This is a genomic window from Magnetococcales bacterium, from assembly GCA_015231175.1.
In the GTDB taxonomy this organism is placed as follows: Bacteria; Pseudomonadota; Magnetococcia; order Magnetococcales; family DC0425bin3; genus HA3dbin3.
In genome coordinates, this window is the sequence record JADGBZ010000066.1 from 1 (window position 1) to 20,012 (window position 20,012).

A 20,012-nucleotide genomic window follows, 5' to 3' on the forward strand; every position below is an offset into this window, starting at 1 on the left:
CCCCCCCTGGCAGAAACTGCTTGACAGTCAAGACAGTTGCTGGACCCCGATTCGTGGTCAGGTGGTGAATAGTTGCTTTTTAACAAGGGTTTCGGGTCATGACGTTCGGGGTTTCATTGACCATGGCGCTTTCCCTCCTCTAGACTCGTCCGGGCACTGGAATCGGAGATCCCATTGAGAGGCATCATGGCAGGAGAGAAATCCTTTCATATCGACCCAACGGCCATCGTCCATCCCAGTGTGACCCTGGGTGAAGGCTCGTCGATCTGGAATTGGACCAAGGTTCGCGAAGGGGTCAAGATCGGGCGCCATACCAACATTGGCCAGAATGTCTACGTCGACTTCGGAGTGGTGATCGGGGACCACTGCAAGGTCCAGAACAGCGTCAACCTGTACCATGGGGTCACGATTGGGGATCGGGTCTTCATCGGACCTCACGCATCATTCACCAACGACATTTATCCGCGTGCGGTCAGTCCGGATTGGGAGGTCGTTCCCACCCGCATCGAAGACGGCGCCAGTATCGGGGCCAACGCCACCATCGTCTGTGGCGTCACCCTGGGGAAAAATTGCATGGTGGCCGCTGGTTCGGTGGTCACCCAGAACGTGCCCGCCTTCGGTCTGGTCATAGGGCAACCAGCCAAACTGGTGGATTACGTCAATATTCAAGGGCGTCCACTCCACCACAACCTGCAAGGCCCGGCCCCCAGCGATGAAAAATTGCACACAGTTTTCACCGTTCCGCAGGGAGATATGGACTTGAAAGCCAAAAGCCGGGTGCGTGTCGGTGTGGTGGGGGCTGGGGTGCGAGGCCGTGAACACCTGCGTATTTTGGATCTGCTGAAAAATGTCGAAATCGCCGGCGTCATGGATCCCAACAAACAATGGGCCACCGAAGCCGCGATGCAATACAACTGCCCCATTTTGAACGATATCAGCCAATTCGTCGGACAGGCGGATGCGGTCTGTATCGCCTCGCCTCTGGCCACCCATGCCGAATACGGGGTCTTTCTGCTGGATCACAACATTCACTGCCTGATCGAAAAACCCCTGGCCAGCACCGAAGCAGAGTGCCTGGCCCTGTTGGCTGCCGCAGAGCGCAACAATCGGGTTTTGCTCGCCGGATATGTCGAACGCTTCAACCCGGCAGTGCGTCAACTGACCGAAATCCTGGCCCACGGCAACCACATCTACGCCGTGGATGTCCGTCGGATGAGTGCTGTCAACGATCCCCGCACCAGCGACCTCGACGTGGTGTTGGACCTGATGGGGCATGATCTCGACATTGTCTTGTCTCTCATCCAATCCCCGGTCACCTCTGTGGCTGCCCACTCGGTGCGTCCCTATTCGGCCCGGGCGGATGACTATGTCACCGCCTTGATCACCTTTGCCAATGGCTCCATCGCCAACCTCACCGCCAGCAGAATCACGCAAAACAAAGTGCGTGAACTGCGACTGACCACCGACCTGGGCTATATCACCCTGGATTATGGAACCCAGGAACTCCTGATCTACCGCCAGGGCGCGGGGGCCATCGAACGCAGCAAGTCTCCCAAAATCGGCAGTTACAGCATGGATCTCTCCATGGAGCGGGTTCTGATCCGCCCCGGCGAACCCATGACCCGCGAGCTGCGCCATTTCATCGAAGCCGTGCGGGGAAAAAAACCGCCGCTCGTCACCGGGCAGCAAGCACTGGACAACATGCGGTTGGCCTGGCAAATCAAAAAATCATGCGAACCACCCCAACCATGACCCGCACGCGAATACAGGTTCGACACCCCCCATGCGCTGCCTGATCACCAAGCTCCGCCGCTTCCAATATTATGACGATCTTGCCAAGGCATGCCGTGAAAATGGTGTCGATGTCGCCTCGGAATTCTGTGACCAAATAGAAGATGCAAGAAACCTGTTTGAATCAGTCGATCGGTTCCGACCAGATTTCATCCTGAACCACCCCGTCTTTTCCTTGATCGTATCCCGGGTGGGCGCCATGCGCGGCATTCCGGTCCTGCATTGGCTTGCCGATAAATTTCTCAACCAGGAACATTTCAACCCGGAAATTTACACGGACACAGATTTCATTCTTCCAACGTGCCGGGAAGATGCCGGAAAATTGTCACACATGGGCGTCAAGGCATCCTACCTGATCAACGCCTGCAATATTCAACAATTAGACTATAACTTCGAAGACAAAAAATATGGCGTCTGTTTTGTCGGCACCATTGAATTGGGGAGCAACAATTATTATCGTCAATTTATCGAGGCACTTTACAAGGAGTTTTGCCAGAAATCCTCGTTCCATGCCGCCATATTCACAAAATTGCAAAACACTTTTGACGACATCCTCCGGCAACAGGAAGAGGCATCCAGGCAATTCCGTTACATACTCCCGGAACTGGTCGCCAAGGCCTATGAGACCATCGGCCCCATTCTCCGGGAGTCCAATATCCAGCCTGGTGAACTCACGTCCATATTGGCCAAGGAGACGACGGTCCACCAGAGGCGCCATTTTCTACAGGCCATCCCCCATCTGGATGTCTTCGGTCCAGAGGATTGGACACAAGCCCATTTTCCCAACGTTCATTACCGGGGCGTGGCGGACCAGTTTCGGGAGTCCGGTCACCACTTCGCGGCCAGCCGTATCAATCTGGCAATGACCCGGGTCTACGCACTGGATGGGTTGAGCGACCGTATCTTCAACGTCCTGCGTGCCCGAGGATTTTTGCTGGCCAGCCGCCAGGCAACCCTCTGTGAGGTGTTCAAGGAGGGAATCGACCTGGAGATGTACACCACGGTCGAGGAGCTTCTTGACAAAATCCGTTTCTATGAGGAGAACACCCAGGCCAGAGAAAAGATCGCTCGGCAAGGTTACGAGAACGTCATTCACAACCACACGTTCGCCAACCGTATCCGGGAAATGCTCCCTCTGCTATCCCGTTGACCGTGCAATCCAGGGTGTCAACCAAACCCTTTCGCAAAAAAAAATATCTTTTCGAACCGATCTCCCTTTCACGCCAAATCACCGAAACAAAACAAATAATCGCTTTAAATACATATTATTAAAAACATGAACCAACAACAAATTCTGTGCATTCTCTCCCCGATGCACACCTTCCGCGCATCCCTTTTGGGGCAGGATGCAATTTTTTTGTTATCATTTCCCGCAAGCTTATGTTAAGAGTAAGCCAGTGCTTCCACTTAGAATCGAATGGAGATTTCATATCATGTCAGACCGGGAAACCGGAACCGTCAAATGGTTCAATGACAGTAAAGGGTTTGGATTTATCGAACGGGAACGCGGTGGGGACGTTTTCGTTCACCACTCTGCCATTCAGGTCCAAGGGTTCAAATCTTTGGCCGAAGGGCAAAAGGTGGAGTTCAGTGTCGGCGAGGGGCCGAAGGGACCGAAAGCTGAGAACGTTATACCCATCTGAAGCAGTTCCGGCGCTGCCGCTCCGGGGAAACCCGCGGGCGGCGGCGCTCTTCCCCGCCTCTCTTCCAGTCTGATCCCGACCAATCTTATTCCCTTTCTGTTCCCAGATGAGAAATCCCTTTGTGTTGGTGCGCAGACGGGATGTCTCTGGCTTGCTGGGCGCAGTGGGGGCGTGCTGCTGTAATCGGCTGGTGATTCTACCGGAGCGGGTGTTGGCGCGGCGTCAAAAATCGAGGAAAATGGCCATGGGCATCGGCAACGAAATGGGCTACGCGGTGGTGCGCGGGGCCGCAGGTGATTTTGCACAGGTGGTTGAGCAGACCCGGCAGGCGCTTACGGAACAGGGTTTCGGCATCATGTCCGAAATCGATGTTGCGGCAGCCTTGAAAAAGCGCCTGGGGGTCGACTACCCACGCACCATCATCCTGGGTGCCTGCAATCCCACCCTGGCACATAAGGCCCTACAGGCTGCTGTCGATGTCAGTGTCCTGATGCCTTGCAATGTGGTCGTCCGAGAGAACAACCAGGGCAAGGTGGAGGTGGCCGCCATCGATACCATGGCCATGGCCCACCTGATCAACCATCCCCAGTTCGATGCCATAGCCGAAGAGGTCGGTCATCTCCTCTCCCAAGCCTTGGCAAAAATTCCCTGACCTTTCCTTCATGCCTTCTCCCCCGATGCAAGCCATGCGGCCACCTGATCGGGCGCCGATGGAAAGTACCAATGGATGTAGGATGCTCGAACGTTGCGCCAACGCACGCCGGCGTCCCCCTTCTCCACGGTAAAGGCTGGCTCCGATCCATCACCACCTTGTCGGATGGAGTGGTGGAATTCGTGCCCACGGAGACCGCCTCTCTCCTGGCGGTACCCCAGGCCGGCCAAGCGTCCCGTCATGCAGGTGTCAATCGGCAAGACTCCTGCCATGGGCCAATGGCGTCCTTCCAGATCAAGCAGGGAACGCCCCAGAGCCATCATGCCGCCACATTCGGCCAGAACCGCCCCTCCCTTCCCGGCAAAACGCGCCAAATCCGACCACGTCGCCGAACCAGCCAATGCCTCGCCATGCAGCTCGGGATACCCCCCAGGCAACCAGACAGCCGTCGTCCCACCCGGCAGAGAATCGCCGGCCAGGGGAGAAAAAAAACATACCTGCGCCCCCATGGCTTTGAGCCAGGCCAGATTGGCCTCGTAGAGGAAACAAAAAGCACGATCCCGTGCCACGGCCACGACCTGACCTTTCAACAAGGGATCATGCTCTGCCGGGTGAATGTGATCCGTAGTCTCAAACGTATTGCCATCCGACACCCCCGCATCGAACGCCCCATCAAGCCTGGTCTGCAAAGCCGCCTGGGCCACGACGGACAGCAGGCGTTCGGGATCAACCCGCAAGGCGGTCGCCAGACGCGAGGCATAGGCAACATCCTGCCCGGTTTGGTCAGTGGGCAAAACCAGACCAAGATGACGCTCCGCCAAGGCGATGGCAGCATCCCGGGGCAACCACCCCAGAAGGGGTGGCAGGTGGGCACTCGCCAAAATTTCGGCCAAAAGTCGGGCATGATGTTCACTCCCGACACCATTGGCGATGATGCCAGCAATACGAAAACCATGCGCTGCGGCGCAAAACCCGGACACCAAAGGCGCCAGAGATCCGGCCATGCCGCGCACCTCCACCACCAGAATGACCGGCAACCCCAAAACGGTGGCCAAATCCGCCGTGGAGCCAGCCCCCCCGACACCACTCTTGCCATCAAACAACCCCATCACCCCCTCGACAATACCCAGATTTCCGGCGCGTCTGGTGTGAAACAACGCCTGGCAAGCCTCGCGTCCCACCATGAAGGTATCGAGATTCCAGGAGGGAACACCGCATATGGCCTGATGCCAGGCCGGATCGATATAATCTGGACCCGCCTTGAACGGAGTCACGGCCAAGCCCAAACCACGCAACATCGCCATCAAGGCGAGGGTGACCGTGGTCTTGCCGCTTTGTGAGCGCACGGCAGAAACAATGAATCCCGGCGAGGTGAGTTCGGGTTTTTGCTGGTGGCTCATGGGATCCATTCTTTCCCTTTTTTTGTTTCAATGCCCAGCAACAGGCCATAGAGGGTTTCCAGACGGGGTGCGGCAATGCCCAAGGCGTTGGCTATGCGTACCGTGTTGCCCAGGATGGCCTCCACCTCCATGGGGCGTCCGGCTTCGTGATCCAACAGCATGCTGGTCTTGTAGGGCTGCATGGCCCGGGTTTCGGTGAGATTTTTTTCCACCACCTCAGGCGGAAGGGAGTGCCCAGCAGCTGCGGCCACAGACCATACCTCCTCCATGACCTGTCGCGCCAAACGGGAGAGGATTGGAGAGGCCATGATCTCCTGTGTGGTCAATCCTCCACCCAGGACGGAGAGGGGATTGAAAGGGGCATTCCAAACCAGTTTGCGCCAGCGCTCCGTGACGATGGAAGCGGAAGCCATGCAAGGGGTTGCAGCCTTGTTGAACCAGGTTGCCAAACGTTGGGCGGAAGGGGACTCTCCTTGCGGATAACGACCTATGGTGAGGCGTCCATGGCAGGTATGCCGTAACACCCCCGGAGCTGTGCGGCTGACGCAAATAAACGCCAAACCACTTAAAATCTCATGGTCAGGAAAGGCGGCAGCCACACTGGCTTCGATCTCCATGCCGTTTTGAATCAACACGATGACAGTGTCAGGCCCAACCACAGGACGGATGATGGCGGCAACGTCGATTTCCGACAGAACTTTCAGGGTGACGAGGATATAATCCGGGAGACCGGCATAGTCGGCGGGTTGGCGCAAGGTGGGCTGGGGGGTAAAGTGAAATGTGCCCTGAACGCTTTCGATGCGGATGCCCTGGGAACGAACTGCGGCAAAATCGGAGCGGCAGACAGCAGCCACCTCCAATCCGGCCTGTGCCAGGCGTCCCCCGTAGAAACCTCCGATGGCTCCGGTGCCGACCACGAGAATTCGAGGAGGAGAGATGGCCGATGGGTCGAGGCTGGCAGAAGCGACGGGGTGGGTTGTCTCCATGGGTTTTATCTTTCACTTCGGGAGTGGTGTGACATGAAAAAGATCAGAGCCAGTCTGCTGGCATCCACGGTGGTGATCTCTCTGGCCGTTCTTCCGGGAAGTGCCGGAGCGGCCAACATGGAGAGGGGCCGTGTCTTGCACGATAAATCCTGCAACGAGTGCCATGCCGCAAAATTTGGCGGCGACCCCAACCGTATGTACACCCGCCCCGACCACAAGAAAAAGAACAAAAAGGAGCTCGCGGCCATGGTGACCTTTTGCAGCCAGAGTGTCGGCACGAGCTGGTTTGATGACGAAGTGGCCGATGTGGTGGAGTATCTCGACAAAACATTTTACAAATTTCCCTGAGAAGCTCCATGCGTGCCACCATCAGGGCATTGTAACTATTCACTACCCGGCCACGAATCGGGGTCCAAGGGGCTGGCTCCCTGGCTTAGTCCAGGGCAGAGCCCTGGTGGAGTTCGGGGCGAAGCCCTGACAAAGGCTTTCATGTCCAAGCTTTCCTTGAAAGGGTGGAGAGTAGTTACAGGGCATTTTACTTCATCTCGATTGCCTGACGCAGAAGATCGGCATCGGCTTCCGCAAAGGCAACCAGAATCACCCGTTGCAATGAGCCGGACCCTGCCGCCAAGGTGTGATGAATGGCAGCGCTGGCAACCTGGGCCGCAGCCTCCTTCGGATAACCATAGACCCCTGTGCTGATGGCCGGAAAAGCCAGGGAGGTCATACCATGGTTCATGGCCAGACGTAAGGAGTTACGGTAGCAGTTGGCCAGCAGGCGGGCCGGATCCTTCTCCTGATGGTAGATGGGGCCTACCGTATGGATGACATGCCGGGCTGCCAGATTCCCGCCGGTGGTGATAACGGCTTCGCCAGTGGGAAGACCTTCCAGATAGCTCTCCTGGCGGATTTTTTTGCAAGCTTCCAGAATGGCTTGACCACCGGCGCGGTGAATAGCCCCATCCACGCCGCCACCTCCAAGAAGGGAGGTGTTGGCTGCGTTGACGATGGCGTCAACTTTCAGACGGGTGATATCTCCCGTGAGTACCTCCACGGAGTAAGTTTTTTCAGCTGGAGCCTGCATGGGTCATCTCCTGAAAGTCGTGGATTGATCGTGGATTTGTCATGGTTTTGTTACATATTGGTGGGGCCCAGGATGGGGCAGAGACAAAGCCAACAGGCAACCCGGTGGCTGGATTTATAAATATGGTATGAAGATTGCGTAGAGCATCTGCGACGGCGCAGGCGGACCTTTCCGCGACTTTGGAACCACTCCAGGTAGGGTAAAAAGCCATGTTGGACGTGACAAGCATTCCCTTCCCGACTCTCCCCCTGGCTCAGGCCGGCATCGGCGGTATCAAGGGTGGTACGGCCTCCTTTCAAAGCGACTTGAATCAGGCATTCCAAGGTGTTGGGCGTTCCGCAGGTGACGAAGCCTTTGCCGGGAAGATGGGTGTCGGTACTTCGGCGCGCCTGGAGACTCCCTGGCATGCGGGTGGGGGAGCGCCCATCCATACCTCCGAAGGCGCAGGTCGTGCGACTTGGCTGCCCTTTTCCGACGACAGCCTGTCAGGTGTGACAACGGACTCCTATTTGCAGCCGGGTCCGGCGCCGGGCCTAGCATCCTTGAGCAACGCCGAGATGAATTGGCTTGCCGAAGGTTTCCAGCAGCTTGCCATGGCGCAGGGGAGCGGCGCCATGGGGGGTGTCAAGACCCAGGTGGGTGTACTCCCTGGCAAGGCGCCGGGTTTGGCCGCACTCTCCAGGTCGGAACAAGCCTTCCTGAATGCCGAGTTCCGCGCTTCGGCTGCGGCGCGTGGTCAAAAGGCGCACCCGGAGCAAGGTAGCACCGTACAGCCACTTGGTCAAAATCCAGATCCAGCGACCCTCGATGCCCTGTATCGACGGCTGGCGCGGGAGAGCATGACCCCTGCCCAATCCACCCCTTACGATGCCCTCATCAGTCGTGCGGCCCAGCAAAACGGATTGGATCCCAAATTGTTGCGCGCGGTGGTGCAGACCGAAAGTGGCTTCAATCCCAAGGCGGTTTCCCAGGCTGGCGCCCAAGGCTTGATGCAGCTCATGCCCGAGACCGCCAAGGAGTTGGGTGTGACCAACTCGTTCAATCCGGAGCAAAACGTGATGGCCGGGGCGCGTTACCTGAAGCAACTCCTGGATCGCTACCAGGGCAACAAGAGCGCTGCCTTGGCAGCTTACAACTGGGGAATGGGAAATGTCGACCGCCGCTCCGAGCCTTTGCCGCAAGAGACGCGCAACTATATCTCACGAATCAACCGACTCATGTCGACGCACAACGCTTGATGAGCGGCAACTGTTCGCCTCTTTTTCAAAAAAGGCCCGGATATGAAGGCTTTTATCAAGGCTTCGCCCCGGAGCCCACCAGGACACCGTCTCAGGCCCTGCCAGGGAGCCAGCCCCCTGGACCCCGATTCGTTGGCGGATGGTGAATAATTACCGAAATTTAACCTGATTTCGACCGGCGTTTTTGGCCTCGTAAAGCAGGGTATCGGCAGCCTGGAGCAGTGTTTGCGGATCCTGGTCCGCCACGGGGAGCAGGCTGGCGATGCCCATGCTCAGGGTGACCACGTCGCTACAGTCGGAATAGTGATGCGGAATCCGCAGATCAGCAACGGCCTTTTGGATGCTTGCAGCCAGGTGGACGGCCCCATCGGTCGGAGTCGATGGGAGGACACAGGCAAACTCCTCGCCCCCGTATCGGGCAACCAGATCGGTGCTGCGCTCCAGGGTGTCCGCCATGCATCGAGCGATCTTTTGCAGGCACTGGTCGCCGGCATGGTGGCCGTAATGGTCGTTGAATTTTTTAAAATGATCCACGTCGATCAGGATGGCAGAGATCGGCGTGTTCCCCTGGCGCAGACCACGCCCCCACTCCTGTCGAAGAAACTCGTCCAGACGGCGACGGTTGGGTATGCCGGTCAAGCCGTCCATGGAGGCGATTTTTTTCAGCAGGTCGGTTTTGAGTTTCAGGTCGATGTGGGCCTTGACCCGGGCGCGCAACAGGAAGGGTTTGACTGGCTTGGTCACATAATCCACACCCCCGGCCTCAAAACCGGTGGCTTCGTACTGCTCCTCGTCCATGGCCGTCACGAAAATGACCGGTGTCTCCCGCGTGGATGCCTGAACTTTCAACTGTCGACACACTTCATATCCATTCATCCCGGGCATGACGACATCCAGGAGGATGAGGTCAGGTTCTTTGTTCCTGGCCAACTCGGTCACTTTGGCTGGCTGAGTGGAGAACAACACCCGATAATCTGACTGAAGAATTTTCGCCAGAACTTCAATGTTGTTGGGTTCATCATCCACGATGAGCACAACTGGCTTTTTATTGTCAGAATGCATGGGGTGTTTCTACTTTATAAGCGGAATCTTCACCTTCCCATCCTATGTCAATAAGGGGAGTGTCAGCAATGATGAATTCTTGAGTCACTCCACACCATCCTTGCCGAGACGGGAAAGAAGGCCAGCCACAACTTTTGCGCCATGTTCAAACTCCAGATTGTCCAAAGCCAGGGTAAGTTCGGTGACGATCATCTGGTCCGTGCAGGAAGCGAGAAGATCCCTGATGGAAAGAAAGTATTCCCGAGCCTGAAAATCCTGGTCCAGAAGACCCTGGTGCAATTTGGCGAGTTGTTCCCTGAGTTGCTGCCGGTGACCGGGGTCATCGGAGCGTGCAGGGGATGAGACGGCAGGAGTGGGGCGGTTGGATTGGTGCGCAACGGCATGCGTCAATCTTTTCATCTCCAGGCACAGGGTATTCAAGGCAACCTTGCACCCAGGCATGTCGTTGTTTCTGATTGTGTCGCCTATCCTGGCCGCGCAACCGGCAATCGACTTTGCCGAGATGTTCCCGGCTGACCCCTTGATGCCATGCACCAGATTTTTGATCTCCTCTGTCGCATGGCGGTCCCATAACCTGGCCAACTGGTCATCCAGGTCGGCATATTTTTTGACAAAGTTGGCGAGCAGCTTATCCAGCAGTGCCCGATCCCCTTCAAAACGATCCATGGCGTCATCCCAATCGATCATCTTGAGCCATGCATCGGATCCAGCGGGGGGGGGCACAGTCAGCGTGGTTGTTGTGCGATCGGAAAGGGTCTGGCTTGGCCGGTCGGCCAGAATCGGTGCCAGAATGTCGGCGAGCACCTTGAAGAGGGTTTTGATGTGGACCGGCTTGGTCAGATAGCCGTTCATGCCCAGGGCCAGGCACCGCTCCTGTTCGCTCTTCAGGGCATGGGCCGTCATGGCAATGATGGGTAACGTCTCCGGTGTAAACTTTTCGCGCAACCGGCGCGTGGCCTCGTATCCGTCCATGACCGGCATCTGTAGGTCCATGAGAAGACAATCGAACGTTGCGTGATCGACCAGAAGGCGTTCCACGGCGATCAAGCCGTTGGCAGCGCGTTCGGTGATGACGTTGGCCTTGCCGAGGATCCCCTCGGCGACCTGCCAGTTGACATCATGGTCTTCGACGACGAGGATTCTGGCTTCCTTCAGGGTGGCCCGGTGCTGGGTCAACTCCATGTCGTCGGTCGCCTGTTGTTTCTGCGGACGGGGTGTGAACACACCCCGAAAATCCTGGATGGCATCGAAAAGCACGGAAGGTGTGACCGGTTTGCGCAAAACTCTTCTGACGCCCATATCCTGGGTTTTGTGGAAGACCTCCTGCTGATCGAAAGCCGTGACCATGATCACCGTGGCAGAGTTGGCGATCAAGGGATCTTCCGAGATGCGACGCGCTGTCTCGATCCCATCCATACCCGGCATGCGCCAGTCGAGCAAAACCATGTCGTAAGGGAGATGATCTTCGCGCACGGCGCGTGCAAGCTCGGCGATGGCAAGTTCACCCGAAGAGACGGAAGTCAACGAGAAACCAAACTCCCGGATCATGTTTTCCAGGATGCTGCGGGCGTTGTCGTTGTCATCGACGATGAGAATGCGCAGCGCCGCATCGTGGGACAGCGTGGGAGCAGGAACCGGCGCCGACCGGGTTTGTCTGTCAAAGGGCAGGGTGAAGTAAAATACGCTGCCCACGCCAGGTGTGCTGGTGACGCCGATATCACCCCCCATCATGTCGACCAGGCGTTTGCAGATGGTCAGGCCCAGGCCAGTACCCCCATAATGGCGCGTCGTCGAGGTGTCAGCCTGAGTAAATGCTTGAAACAACAATGATATTTGAAAATCAGATAAACCTATGCCGGTATCCTTGACAGAAAATTTCAGCCGCATCCTGGCATCGGTGGTATCGACCTGGGCAACGCTGACGATAACCTCGCCGGTGTGGGTGAATTTGACGGCATTTGTGCCAAGGTTGATCAACACCTGTTCCAGGCGAAAGGCATCTCCGACCAGTTCGGTGGGCAGGTTGACCGGGGTGTTAAACAGAAGCTCCAGGCCTTTCTCTTCGGCCCGCAGCGAGATGATTCCAGATACCTTTTCCAGAACAGTTTGCAGATTGAACGAACGATGTTCCAGTTCCAAACGCCCAGCCTCGATTTTGGAAAAATCCAGAATATCGTCAATGATGCCGAGCAGGGTTTCGGCGGCAAGCTGAATTTTTTGCATCTGGTTTTGTTGATCGGGACTGAGCTGCGACTGGGAGAGCAAATACCCCATGCCGATAATGGTGTTCATGGGGGTACGGATCTCATGGCTCATGTTGGCCAGGAAGATGCTTTTGGCCTGGTTGGCTTTGTCGGAGGCTTCCTTGGCCTCCCGCAGGGCATCTTCGATCTGCCGGCGCAACGTTACATCCCGAATGACAGCGGAAAAAAATCGTCCCCCTTCCGTGGTGACCCAGGTGTTGAGGGACATTTCCAGGGGAAATTCGTGCCCGTCCTTGTGTACGCCGGCCAACTCGGTCATCTGTCCGATCAACGGACCGTGACCGCCCTGATTCAGGCAACGTTGAAAGCTTTTTTGGTGGGCCTCGTCATATTTCTCTGGAACCAGAATGGAGACTTTCTGGCCGATGATCTCCTTTTCCAGGTGGCCGAACAACAATTGTGCTCCTTGGTTCCAGAATACGATGCGTTGATCTTGATCAACGGCGACGATGGCATCTTGTATGGATGTGGTGACCGAACGAAAACGCTCCTCACTGGCCTGCAATCGGGAGAGGGTTTTTTTATGGTTGGCGACCTCGTCACGCAATTCCTGGTTGGTCACCTCCGAAGTGGATATGGCCTCTTCCAGATAGGCCAGCATTTGTCTGCGCTGAGAGATATCCCGCAAATAGGCAGTAAAGAAAGGGAACTCTTTGCCAGGGGTCACGGTTATGGCAACTTCCGTCGGAATCGGGCGACCCTGGGCATCCTGGGAGATGAGTTCGACATGCCGGTTGAGAACCTGATGTTCCCCTGTGGCGAGGTAGCGGGCCAGCCCCTGGCGATGTCTCTCCCGCATGTCGGGTGGAATGATGATTTCGCTGATGTCCTGACCCAGGACATCACTTTTGCGAAATCCGAAAACAGCCTCCGCAGCCTGGTTGAACTCCAGGATATGACCATGGGCATCGATGGAGATGATGGCATCCATGGCTGTATCCAGTATGGCGCGCAGCCTCTGCTCGCTGTGGTGCAGGTTGTCGCTGGCATGGTGCAACCTCTCCTCCATGGCCTTCAGAAGACGGTGAAACACCAATCCCAGCAGCAAGGCGATACCCAGATTGCCAGCGAGGAGCAGGAGCATGTAGTCCCAGGTCACATGTTCCATGTCGGCATCGCTGAAAATGGCCACGATCCGCCCCACCGGGCGTCCACCGATGTCTGCCAGGGTATCGACGGCCAAATGATCATGCTCCAGATTGTGGAGTGGCTGCAACAATCGGCTGGCCAGTGGAATCTTGTGGTTGCCAAGCAGGATATGTTCGTCCAAATGCGGGGGAAGAGCAGGCAAGGTGCTGGCTGCCAGGACAATTTTTGTGAATTGTTGCCAATCGGCGGGACGTTCCAGCAGAGCCATGCCCGTTTCCCAGGCCTGGCGGTCGAGATACCTTTTCTCCAGGAAAACAAGCAGGTCGATCCGAAGCATTTTTCGGATGGATTTCAGCAGGGCGGACACCTCCATGCCCAGGTCAATGAAGCCGATCAATCTGCCCTGGTCCCGCCACGGGGCAACAACCCGCAACGCCAAAGCTCCGGTAGAGCCCAATTCCAGGCCATGCGCGGTTGCCCCGCTCCTTTGGGATTTCAGCAGGGTCTGGGATTGAATGGTGTCGCCAAACCGATCAGGGGCATGCACCCGGAGAAAGTTGACCCCATCCGGACCGTGCAAGTAGAGGTGGGTGATGCCATTTTCCCGCCGCAGACGTTCCCAGGTTTCCTGGGATCCAGCAAGCAGGGCCTGCCGGTCGCCAGCCCGGTAAGGGGCCAGAAAACGAGCGTCACGGCTGACCTCCTCCAGAATGGCCACCATGGTCTGCGCGTTGACTTCCAGCAAAGTCTGGAAGGATCCCATGACATCCAGTTGCACCCGTCGGTAGGCATCCTCCTCCATGGAGTCGCGCATCTTGTGGATGGAGAAGGTAAAAAAAAGCAACATCAGCCCAAAGGCAGCAACGAAAGCGACGATGACGGGCCGGTGTATGCGCCATGTGGCGCCATCTTCGTCGGTTTCCCTGGCGGATAAGGTCATCATGTCACCCCGTTTCAGGCATGGCACGATCGGTGGCAACCAGAAAGCACGACTCCGGCTCGCAGTCGCTAACTCACGACAATCCGCCCATGCGATCGAGGATCATGATGATGTTCGCTCAACCAGTCAATCAAAAAGCAAAAAAGGAGGAAGGGCCATGCCCTTCCTCCTGATGGGGCTCGGGGCAAAGCCCCGACGAAGGCCTTCATGCCCAAGCATCTTCATTTAAGGGTGAAGAAGGTGCGCCATACGTCTTAGAAGTCGACGACAAGCTCGGCTTTGCCGACGTTCACACTTCTGCCGGTGCCGCCATCAGAGATGGTGTAGTCCTTCTCATTGTAATATTGGACTTTGACGTTGGTGTGTTCAAGGATCGCCACCGTGATGCCAGCCAGATAACGGTCTTCAGGCAGGGCAACCGCCAGGGCCTCCTTGGTGCCCTGATAGGCGAGGGAGAAGGTGGTTTCCTTGCTGAAAAGGTTGGCGGTATAGCCCAATTCGGTGTTCCAGGCCCTGGGTTTGGCGCCCCGGCCTTTGAAGGCAACTTCACCCACCTGGAAGCTGTCGGTCGCCGAGGCATACTCCCCGATGAGGATAAACTGGTTCCAGTTTACATTGGCATGCAGCCCGACCCCTGACACATGATCCTGGACGCCGGCCAGCACGGTCGGTATGGCGGAAAGGGTTCCGGAGTCATCCAGGCTGTTGGTATAGCCGGCGCCGATGTCCAGTTCCAGATTCATCCCCTTGTTTTCCAACTTGTAACCCAGATTGAGGCCCCCTTCCGAGACCGTGTCATCTTTGCCGGTGCGGTTGACATCCCCGTTGTAGAGCCACCCCGAGCCATAAACTCCGTTGCTTTCAAAGCCTACCTGGCCAACGGTCTCCTTGGCCCGGGAGAGCGTCAAGGTGAGCGGATCATCGATCAGATTGGTGGTGTAGGTAGAGAGGGGGGTGACCAGGCGTCCAGCGGTCAGGAACAGCGGAAAGCGCTCGGTGTTGCCCAGGGTGATGTTGGCCTCGTCCAGGCGCACGCGGTTTTTATCTGCCGGAGGACCGTCATCGACGCCCTTCTCGTAAATGATCTGCATGCGGGCTTTGGTCCATTCATTGACATCGGCGTCCGCAGTCAGGTGGGCTTCGGAGACGAAGATATCACTTGATTTCTGATTGTTGGCGATGCTCTTGCCCGAGGTCACGGCGTCGACCTTGACCAGACCGCTGAATTTGATTTTTTCAGCCAGACTCGACCCGGATTTTTCCGCTTCCTTGCCCTCATCCCTGCCTCCACTGCGGGCGCTGGCAACGGGAGCCTCGTCGCGGGGTTGATTGACCTGGGACTTCAGGGCATCCAGTTCGCGTTGTTGCTTCTGAATGATTTTCCACATCTCCTCGCGGCTGGGCATGTCCGCAGCCAGGGCCGTCGCCGAGGCGCCCATGACCAAAGGCAATGCCAGGGCCAATGATTGCAACTTCGATGTTTTCATGGTGATCTTTCCCTTCCCATCTGAACGGTACATGAGAACTCTTCTCCGTATGACCTGTTGACACCCCCCTGTCAAAACAACGTGAATCCGCACTGCTTTCTGCGCACGAACCGCTTTGGCCACCTTTCCCTGGGGGGAGATACATCGACCGCTCCATGGTTCTTCCAGGCAGGTTTTCGCGGATGATGCTGATTGGGTGTCATCGTTGCAGCAGGCACGGCAAAACCTGACAGGTACCCCCGAGGGGTGCCTAGCAATAACGTGACCATGTTGCCAGATGGGAGTGATCGAGACGGGAGGGGGGGGAGATCAGGAGGGGGAGTGGGGAGGAGATCTCTCCTCCCCAAAAAATCAAAACGTCTTGCTGACACTCAGAACGACACGATCCTTCGTCAGGCGGGGTAGGGCATAATTTTTTCCATCCCCATCCGTTCCATACAGGTTGACACCGAAGTCCAGTCCCACAAACTCCCTGGAGAGGCCGATGCGATAATCACCATACCCTTTCGAGGAGCTCGGTATTTTGAAATAGTCGCCAAAGGAGTAGCCATAGTGAGCCGACGCTTTGATTTTTTCGGGAAACTCATAGTCGGCCTGGCCTTCCACGTAGGAGGCTGACTGACTCCCAACGAGGTTGCCCGCCGCATCCGCTGCGCCGGAGAAGTCGGGGGAGAAGGAGTATTTGGTGGTCAGACCCACACCTGCAATCTTGTAACCCAGCCCCAGGTAATATTCACCAAACGCGCTGCCCATACGGGCAGCCGAACCAGGGTAGGCATAGTGCAGGTATCCAACATCGACACTCATGCCGTTGCTGAACTCCTTGGCAAAGCCGCCGTTGATGTCCACCTCCAGGTGCGGCAGGCCACCATCGACCGCCGGTGCGCCGCCATCGAAATCGACGTTGCTGCCCCAGACTCCCACATAGAGACCTAAATCGTGGGACACCTTGAAACCACCCTGGAGAGCGGGATCCCTGTCGGTCTGTGAAATACCCCGCCACACGTAGTCGCTGGTCAGCGAAACATTGGACGTGACGGTGAAATCCCCGGCTTTCGTTTCGGCCTGGACGGACGGTGCGGCGGCCATGCCGGCTACCGCCAACCCCAGCAATATCTTACTTGTATGACGCATGATTTCGCTTCCTTCCAACATCTCCAGATGGCTGTTTGCATCACCAGCGAGGGTGACAGTATGATCGACGTGAGGAAAAATAGCAATTTTCATGCCACAATCGTCAGCAAGACCTGTGACGGGAAAGGTTTGCCAGGATCGAGGTGGGTTCTGTTGACCCATGGGCAGGGTTATGCTCATATAAAAATATTGTATTTAAACTAAATATTAAAATTCAAGCGCCAAGTGGCAGGGGTTGGAAACAGGGCTTCAATGGGCTCACGGCGGGCAGGGATCCCTCCGGAAAGGTCGCTTTAAAAGTCGCTTTGGCCCGTTTGCGGAATCTGTTTTGTGCCTGGTGAAGCGATAAATTGATGAAGAAATAGGCAGAGCAACCAGGAACGCCTAAGAATAGATCATATGATCGCAATAGCCATGACCTTCGTTTCGGCCACCGCACAGGAGGCGCTCCCCCATTATTGGGGCGCTGCCCCAAACCCCGCCAGGAGGAAGGGCACAGCCCTTCCTCCTGGACCTCCATCCCAGTCTTTCAATCGTTTATTGGGGGTAGCAGGGTCGGGACGATGATCGCGGCGAGAGCGCGCTCCAGTCGAACCCAATCCGCTTCCCTGCCGGGCAGGCCAAACCGGAGGCTGGGAGGGTCATCAAAGGCCCGGACCAGGACGGCCTGACGGGCCATATGGTCCTGAATGTATCGGGCGGCTGGGGTGCGGACCCACTGAAACAGATCGGTGCCGCCGGAGGGTGGCAAATGGTGGGTGGACAACAGCTCCCCCAGGCGTCGGGCGTCGGTGGCGAGACGAGAGCGGGTGGTCGTTTGCCATGTCCGATCCTGCAAAGCAAGGGAGGCCGCGAAACGGGTGGGTCCGGCCAGAGACCATGGGCCAAGAGCGCTGGATGCCTGTGTTCGGATCGCTGGGGGAGCCAATAAAAATCCACAGCGTGCCCCGGCCAAACCAAAAAATTTTCCCAAAGATCGTAAAAGAATCAAACCCGGAGTCCCGGCGTGAGGCGAGAGGCTCTCTGTTGGCGTGGTATCCATGAAGGCCTCATCCACCACCAGCCAGCGTTTGTTTTTGGCCAGGCGCTCGGCCCAGGCCAGGAGCGTTGCCGGAGCGTAACGGCAACCGGTTGGATTGTTGGGATTGACCAGGAGCAGCAGGTCCACATCGTCCGGTGGCATCTCCAGGGAGGCGTGGGAGAGAGGAACCACGTCGCGGCCCGCCGTGCGCCAGGCATGGGCATGTTCGGCGTAGGTCGGCGTGGGAATCCCGATGCGTTGGGCGGAGAGCAACCGTGGCAAGATTTGGATCGTGGCCTGGGAACCGGCTGTCGGCAGCAGATGGGGCGTTTGAAAATATGCCTGTGCAGCAGCCTCCAGGCCATCTTCCTCTTCCGGCAGCCGGTTCCAGCAAGGGCCGGGAATGGGCGGAACGGGCCATGGATCAGGATTGATGCCAGTGGAGAGATCCAGCCAACTCTCAAAGGGAGTGCCGTAGGCGCGTGCGGCCTGACGCAGGTGACCACCATGTTCAAGCAAAGTGCATGACTCCCCATACCAGACTGGCCAGAAAACCCCAACTCCAGGCGCCACGCTCCACAATCGTCAGGGCTCGGAGAATGTCCTCCATGCGCGGCGGCATCCCCTCTCCCAGGAGGGGACGCTCCTGCATCCGGCCATGGTACGGAGCGGCCCCTCCCAACTGGAGTTCCAGAGCGCCGGCGCCGGTGGCCATGACGATGCCGGCATTGGGGCTTTTCCACACCGGGCGGTCACGCCAGGCGCGAAGCGCCGACCGGGTTTTGCCCATGAGGGCGTAGGTGATGGCGGTCAAACGGGCAGGGAACCAGTTCAGCCCATCATCCAGGCGGGCCGCCGCCCAGCCAAAGTATAAAAAACGTTCGGTGCGATATCCCCACATGGCGTCCAGGGTGTTGACCAGGCGGTAGGCGACTGCCCCCGGCGCTCCGGCCACCAGGAACCAAAAGAGGGTGCCAAAGACAGCATCACAGCCATTTTCCAGCATGGACTCGACCCCGGCCAGGGCAACCTCCCGGGAGTTCAAGTGGGCCGTATCGCGACTGACCACATATTGCACCCGTCCACGGGCGCCTGCCACGCCATCCCGACGCCAGGCGGCAACGATGGCCCGGCCATGCTCTCCCAGGCTGCGCAGACCCAAGGCCAGATAGAGCGCCACCACAGCGATCCCGGATCCGATCAGCGTATCGTTTGTCAGCAGATGCACAGCCGCCACCCAGGGCAGAACCAGAAAAGCGACAGCCACGACCCCAGGCCAGCGGCTTTGACCCGGCTTGTTGAAGTGCGCTTCAATCCAACAGGCCAGGCGACCAAAGCCCACCAGGGGATGGTGGCACTCCGGCTCACCCAGCGCACGGTCCAAAAGCAGGGCCGGCAAGAGGAGAGCGGCATGATATGTTGACAAAAGATCCATGGCGTGTCTGGAAGATCCGGCTTTTCCGTGTCCGCGTCAAGTTTGGATATCATGATTCAGTGCCCGGCAACGAAACCGGGATCCAGAGAGCCAGATCCCCTGCAATCGTTCAGACCCCCCATGTCAGTAACCATTCAGCACCCGGCAACGCATCGGGGTCCAGAGGGCTGGCTCCCTGGCTTGGTCCAGGGCATCGCCCTGGTGAGGTTCGGGGCGAAGCCCTGACAAAGGCTTTCCTGTCCAGGCTTTTTTTGAGGGGGTAATGAACGGTTACGATCCCCTGGAACCCGATGCCAAAAAATGATCGTGGCCTCGGGTGTGCCCATGGCTCATACGATTGCCCTGGGTGACAACCTGGTGGCTGTTTGTGCTTGCCAGGGGCGCAAAACTTCCCCATACTGCCCTGATAATGGGGTTTTTTCGATCAAAATCATAAATCTGTCATCGAGTTGTTTTCCTGCCCAGAAAAACAGGCCGCCCCCCGGCAGCGGCTTGTCGTGCCCTTGCTTTGCCGGATCATATAACCTATCATGTAGGAGAGAAAAGATGAGATCGTCCTTCAACGCCAAAAAAAAACCAGATCACCGATATTCTGCAAAGGAAGAACCAGGACATCACGGAAGCGGCGACGGAATATGACCAATACCTGCACGCCAATCAGGCTCGGCGACACATTCAGCAAGTCACTGGTTTGAATCCGACGCCGGAGTTTTTGGTAGCCCATGCAACCCGGGATCCCCAACACATGGAACTGTCGCGCCAGGATATGAGCCAGGCCATGGCTGA

General features: G+C 57.2%; 16 protein-coding genes. 6 read left to right on the plus strand and 10 right to left on the minus strand.

Annotated features, from left to right (window positions below):
- The first annotated feature begins 186 nt into the window (after positions 1–186).
- The 4 genes from HQL63_12420 (at position 187) to HQL63_12435 (ending at position 4,086) form a co-directional block, all read left to right on the plus strand.
- Positions 187–1,752: a Gfo/Idh/MocA family oxidoreductase gene (locus HQL63_12420; protein MBF0177633.1), complete on the plus strand. Its 1,566-nt coding sequence runs from the start codon at positions 187–189 to the stop codon at positions 1,750–1,752.
- Between the two features lie 31 nt (positions 1,753–1,783).
- On the plus strand, positions 1,784–2,941 hold the full coding sequence (locus HQL63_12425) for a glycosyltransferase family 1 protein (protein ID MBF0177634.1): 1,158 nt from the start codon (positions 1,784–1,786) through the stop codon (positions 2,939–2,941).
- A gap of 283 nt (positions 2,942–3,224) precedes the next feature.
- Positions 3,225–3,434: a cold-shock protein gene (locus tag HQL63_12430; protein MBF0177635.1), complete on the plus strand. Its 210-nt coding sequence runs from the start codon at positions 3,225–3,227 to the stop codon at positions 3,432–3,434.
- Positions 3,435–3,555: 121 nt separating this feature from the next.
- Entirely contained in the window at positions 3,556–4,086 is a 531-nt protein-coding gene (locus HQL63_12435; GenBank protein MBF0177636.1) for a DUF302 domain-containing protein, read from the plus strand.
- 8 nt (positions 4,087–4,094) lie between these two features.
- Here HQL63_12435 and HQL63_12440 read toward each other — a convergent pair whose 3' ends face one another.
- Positions 4,095–5,486, minus strand: a complete 1,392-nt coding sequence (locus HQL63_12440; GenBank protein ID MBF0177637.1) for a cobyrinate a,c-diamide synthase — start codon at positions 5,484–5,486, stop codon at positions 4,095–4,097.
- Positions 5,483–6,472, minus strand: coding sequence for a 2-dehydropantoate 2-reductase (locus HQL63_12445; protein MBF0177638.1), 990 nt, complete (start codon positions 6,470–6,472; stop codon positions 5,483–5,485). The genes HQL63_12440 and HQL63_12445 overlap by 4 nt, the downstream gene beginning before the upstream one ends.
- Before the next feature lie 33 nt (positions 6,473–6,505).
- On the opposite strand from HQL63_12445, the gene HQL63_12450 reads away from it, so the two are divergent.
- Positions 6,506–6,820, plus strand: a complete 315-nt coding sequence (locus tag HQL63_12450) for a cytochrome c (protein MBF0177639.1) — start codon at positions 6,506–6,508, stop codon at positions 6,818–6,820.
- Positions 6,821–7,007: 187 nt separating this feature from the next.
- On the opposite strand, the gene HQL63_12455 is transcribed toward HQL63_12450, so the two are convergent.
- Complete coding sequence (locus tag HQL63_12455) at positions 7,008–7,556, minus strand: O-acetyl-ADP-ribose deacetylase (protein MBF0177640.1); 549 nt, start codon at positions 7,554–7,556, stop codon at positions 7,008–7,010.
- A gap of 839 nt (positions 7,557–8,395) precedes the next feature.
- On the opposite strand from HQL63_12455, the gene HQL63_12460 reads away from it, so the two are divergent.
- Positions 8,396–8,794: a lytic transglycosylase domain-containing protein gene (locus HQL63_12460; GenBank protein ID MBF0177641.1), complete on the plus strand. Its 399-nt coding sequence runs from the start codon at positions 8,396–8,398 to the stop codon at positions 8,792–8,794.
- A 150-nt stretch (positions 8,795–8,944) separates the two neighbouring features.
- Here the strand turns inward: HQL63_12460 and HQL63_12465 are convergent, their stop codons facing one another.
- The 7 genes from HQL63_12465 to HQL63_12495 all read right to left on the minus strand — a co-directional run.
- Positions 8,945–9,856: a diguanylate cyclase gene (locus tag HQL63_12465; protein ID MBF0177642.1), complete on the minus strand. Its 912-nt coding sequence runs from the start codon at positions 9,854–9,856 to the stop codon at positions 8,945–8,947.
- 84 nt (positions 9,857–9,940) lie between these two features.
- Positions 9,941–14,152, minus strand: a complete 4,212-nt coding sequence (locus tag HQL63_12470; protein ID MBF0177643.1) for a PAS domain S-box protein — start codon at positions 14,150–14,152, stop codon at positions 9,941–9,943.
- Positions 14,153–14,403: 251 nt separating this feature from the next.
- On the minus strand, positions 14,404–15,636 hold the full coding sequence (locus tag HQL63_12475; protein MBF0177644.1) for an LbtU family siderophore porin: 1,233 nt from the start codon (positions 15,634–15,636) through the stop codon (positions 14,404–14,406).
- 351 nt (positions 15,637–15,987) lie between these two features.
- On the minus strand, positions 15,988–16,863 hold the full coding sequence (locus HQL63_12480; protein ID MBF0177645.1) for a hypothetical protein: 876 nt from the start codon (positions 16,861–16,863) through the stop codon (positions 15,988–15,990).
- Positions 16,864–17,299: 436 nt separating this feature from the next.
- Positions 17,300–18,310, minus strand: coding sequence for a threonine-phosphate decarboxylase (locus tag HQL63_12485; protein MBF0177646.1), 1,011 nt, complete (start codon positions 18,308–18,310; stop codon positions 17,300–17,302).
- On the minus strand, positions 18,303–19,226 hold the full coding sequence (locus HQL63_12490) for a cobalamin biosynthesis protein (protein MBF0177647.1): 924 nt from the start codon (positions 19,224–19,226) through the stop codon (positions 18,303–18,305). Before HQL63_12490 ends, HQL63_12485 begins: the two co-directional genes overlap by 8 nt.
- A gap of 559 nt (positions 19,227–19,785) precedes the next feature.
- Positions 19,786–20,012: hypothetical protein (locus tag HQL63_12495; GenBank protein MBF0177648.1), on the minus strand; the 227-nt coding region annotated here is incomplete at its 5' end.

Coding starts and splice junctions, on each gene's coding strand:
- HQL63_12420 (MBF0177633.1), top strand. CDS start 187: ATGGCAGGAGAGAAATCCTTTCATATCGACCCAACGGCCATCGTCCAT.
- HQL63_12425 (MBF0177634.1), top strand. CDS start 1,784: ATGCGCTGCCTGATCACCAAGCTCCGCCGCTTCCAATATTATGACGAT.
- HQL63_12430 (MBF0177635.1), top strand. CDS start 3,225: ATGTCAGACCGGGAAACCGGAACCGTCAAATGGTTCAATGACAGTAAA.
- HQL63_12440 (MBF0177637.1), bottom strand. CDS start 5,486: ATGAGCCACCAGCAAAAACCCGAACTCACCTCGCCGGGATTCATTGTT.
- HQL63_12445 (MBF0177638.1), bottom strand. CDS start 6,472: ATGGAGACAACCCACCCCGTCGCTTCTGCCAGCCTCGACCCATCGGCC.
- HQL63_12450 (MBF0177639.1), top strand. CDS start 6,506: ATGAAAAAGATCAGAGCCAGTCTGCTGGCATCCACGGTGGTGATCTCT.
- HQL63_12455 (MBF0177640.1), bottom strand. CDS start 7,556: ATGCAGGCTCCAGCTGAAAAAACTTACTCCGTGGAGGTACTCACGGGA.
- HQL63_12460 (MBF0177641.1), top strand. CDS start 8,396: ATGACCCCTGCCCAATCCACCCCTTACGATGCCCTCATCAGTCGTGCG.
- HQL63_12465 (MBF0177642.1), bottom strand. CDS start 9,856: ATGCATTCTGACAATAAAAAGCCAGTTGTGCTCATCGTGGATGATGAA.
- HQL63_12470 (MBF0177643.1), bottom strand. CDS start 14,152: ATGATGACCTTATCCGCCAGGGAAACCGACGAAGATGGCGCCACATGG.
- HQL63_12475 (MBF0177644.1), bottom strand. CDS start 15,636: ATGAAAACATCGAAGTTGCAATCATTGGCCCTGGCATTGCCTTTGGTC.
- HQL63_12480 (MBF0177645.1), bottom strand. CDS start 16,863: ATGAAAATTGCTATTTTTCCTCACGTCGATCATACTGTCACCCTCGCT.
- HQL63_12490 (MBF0177647.1), bottom strand. CDS start 19,226: ATGGATCTTTTGTCAACATATCATGCCGCTCTCCTCTTGCCGGCCCTG.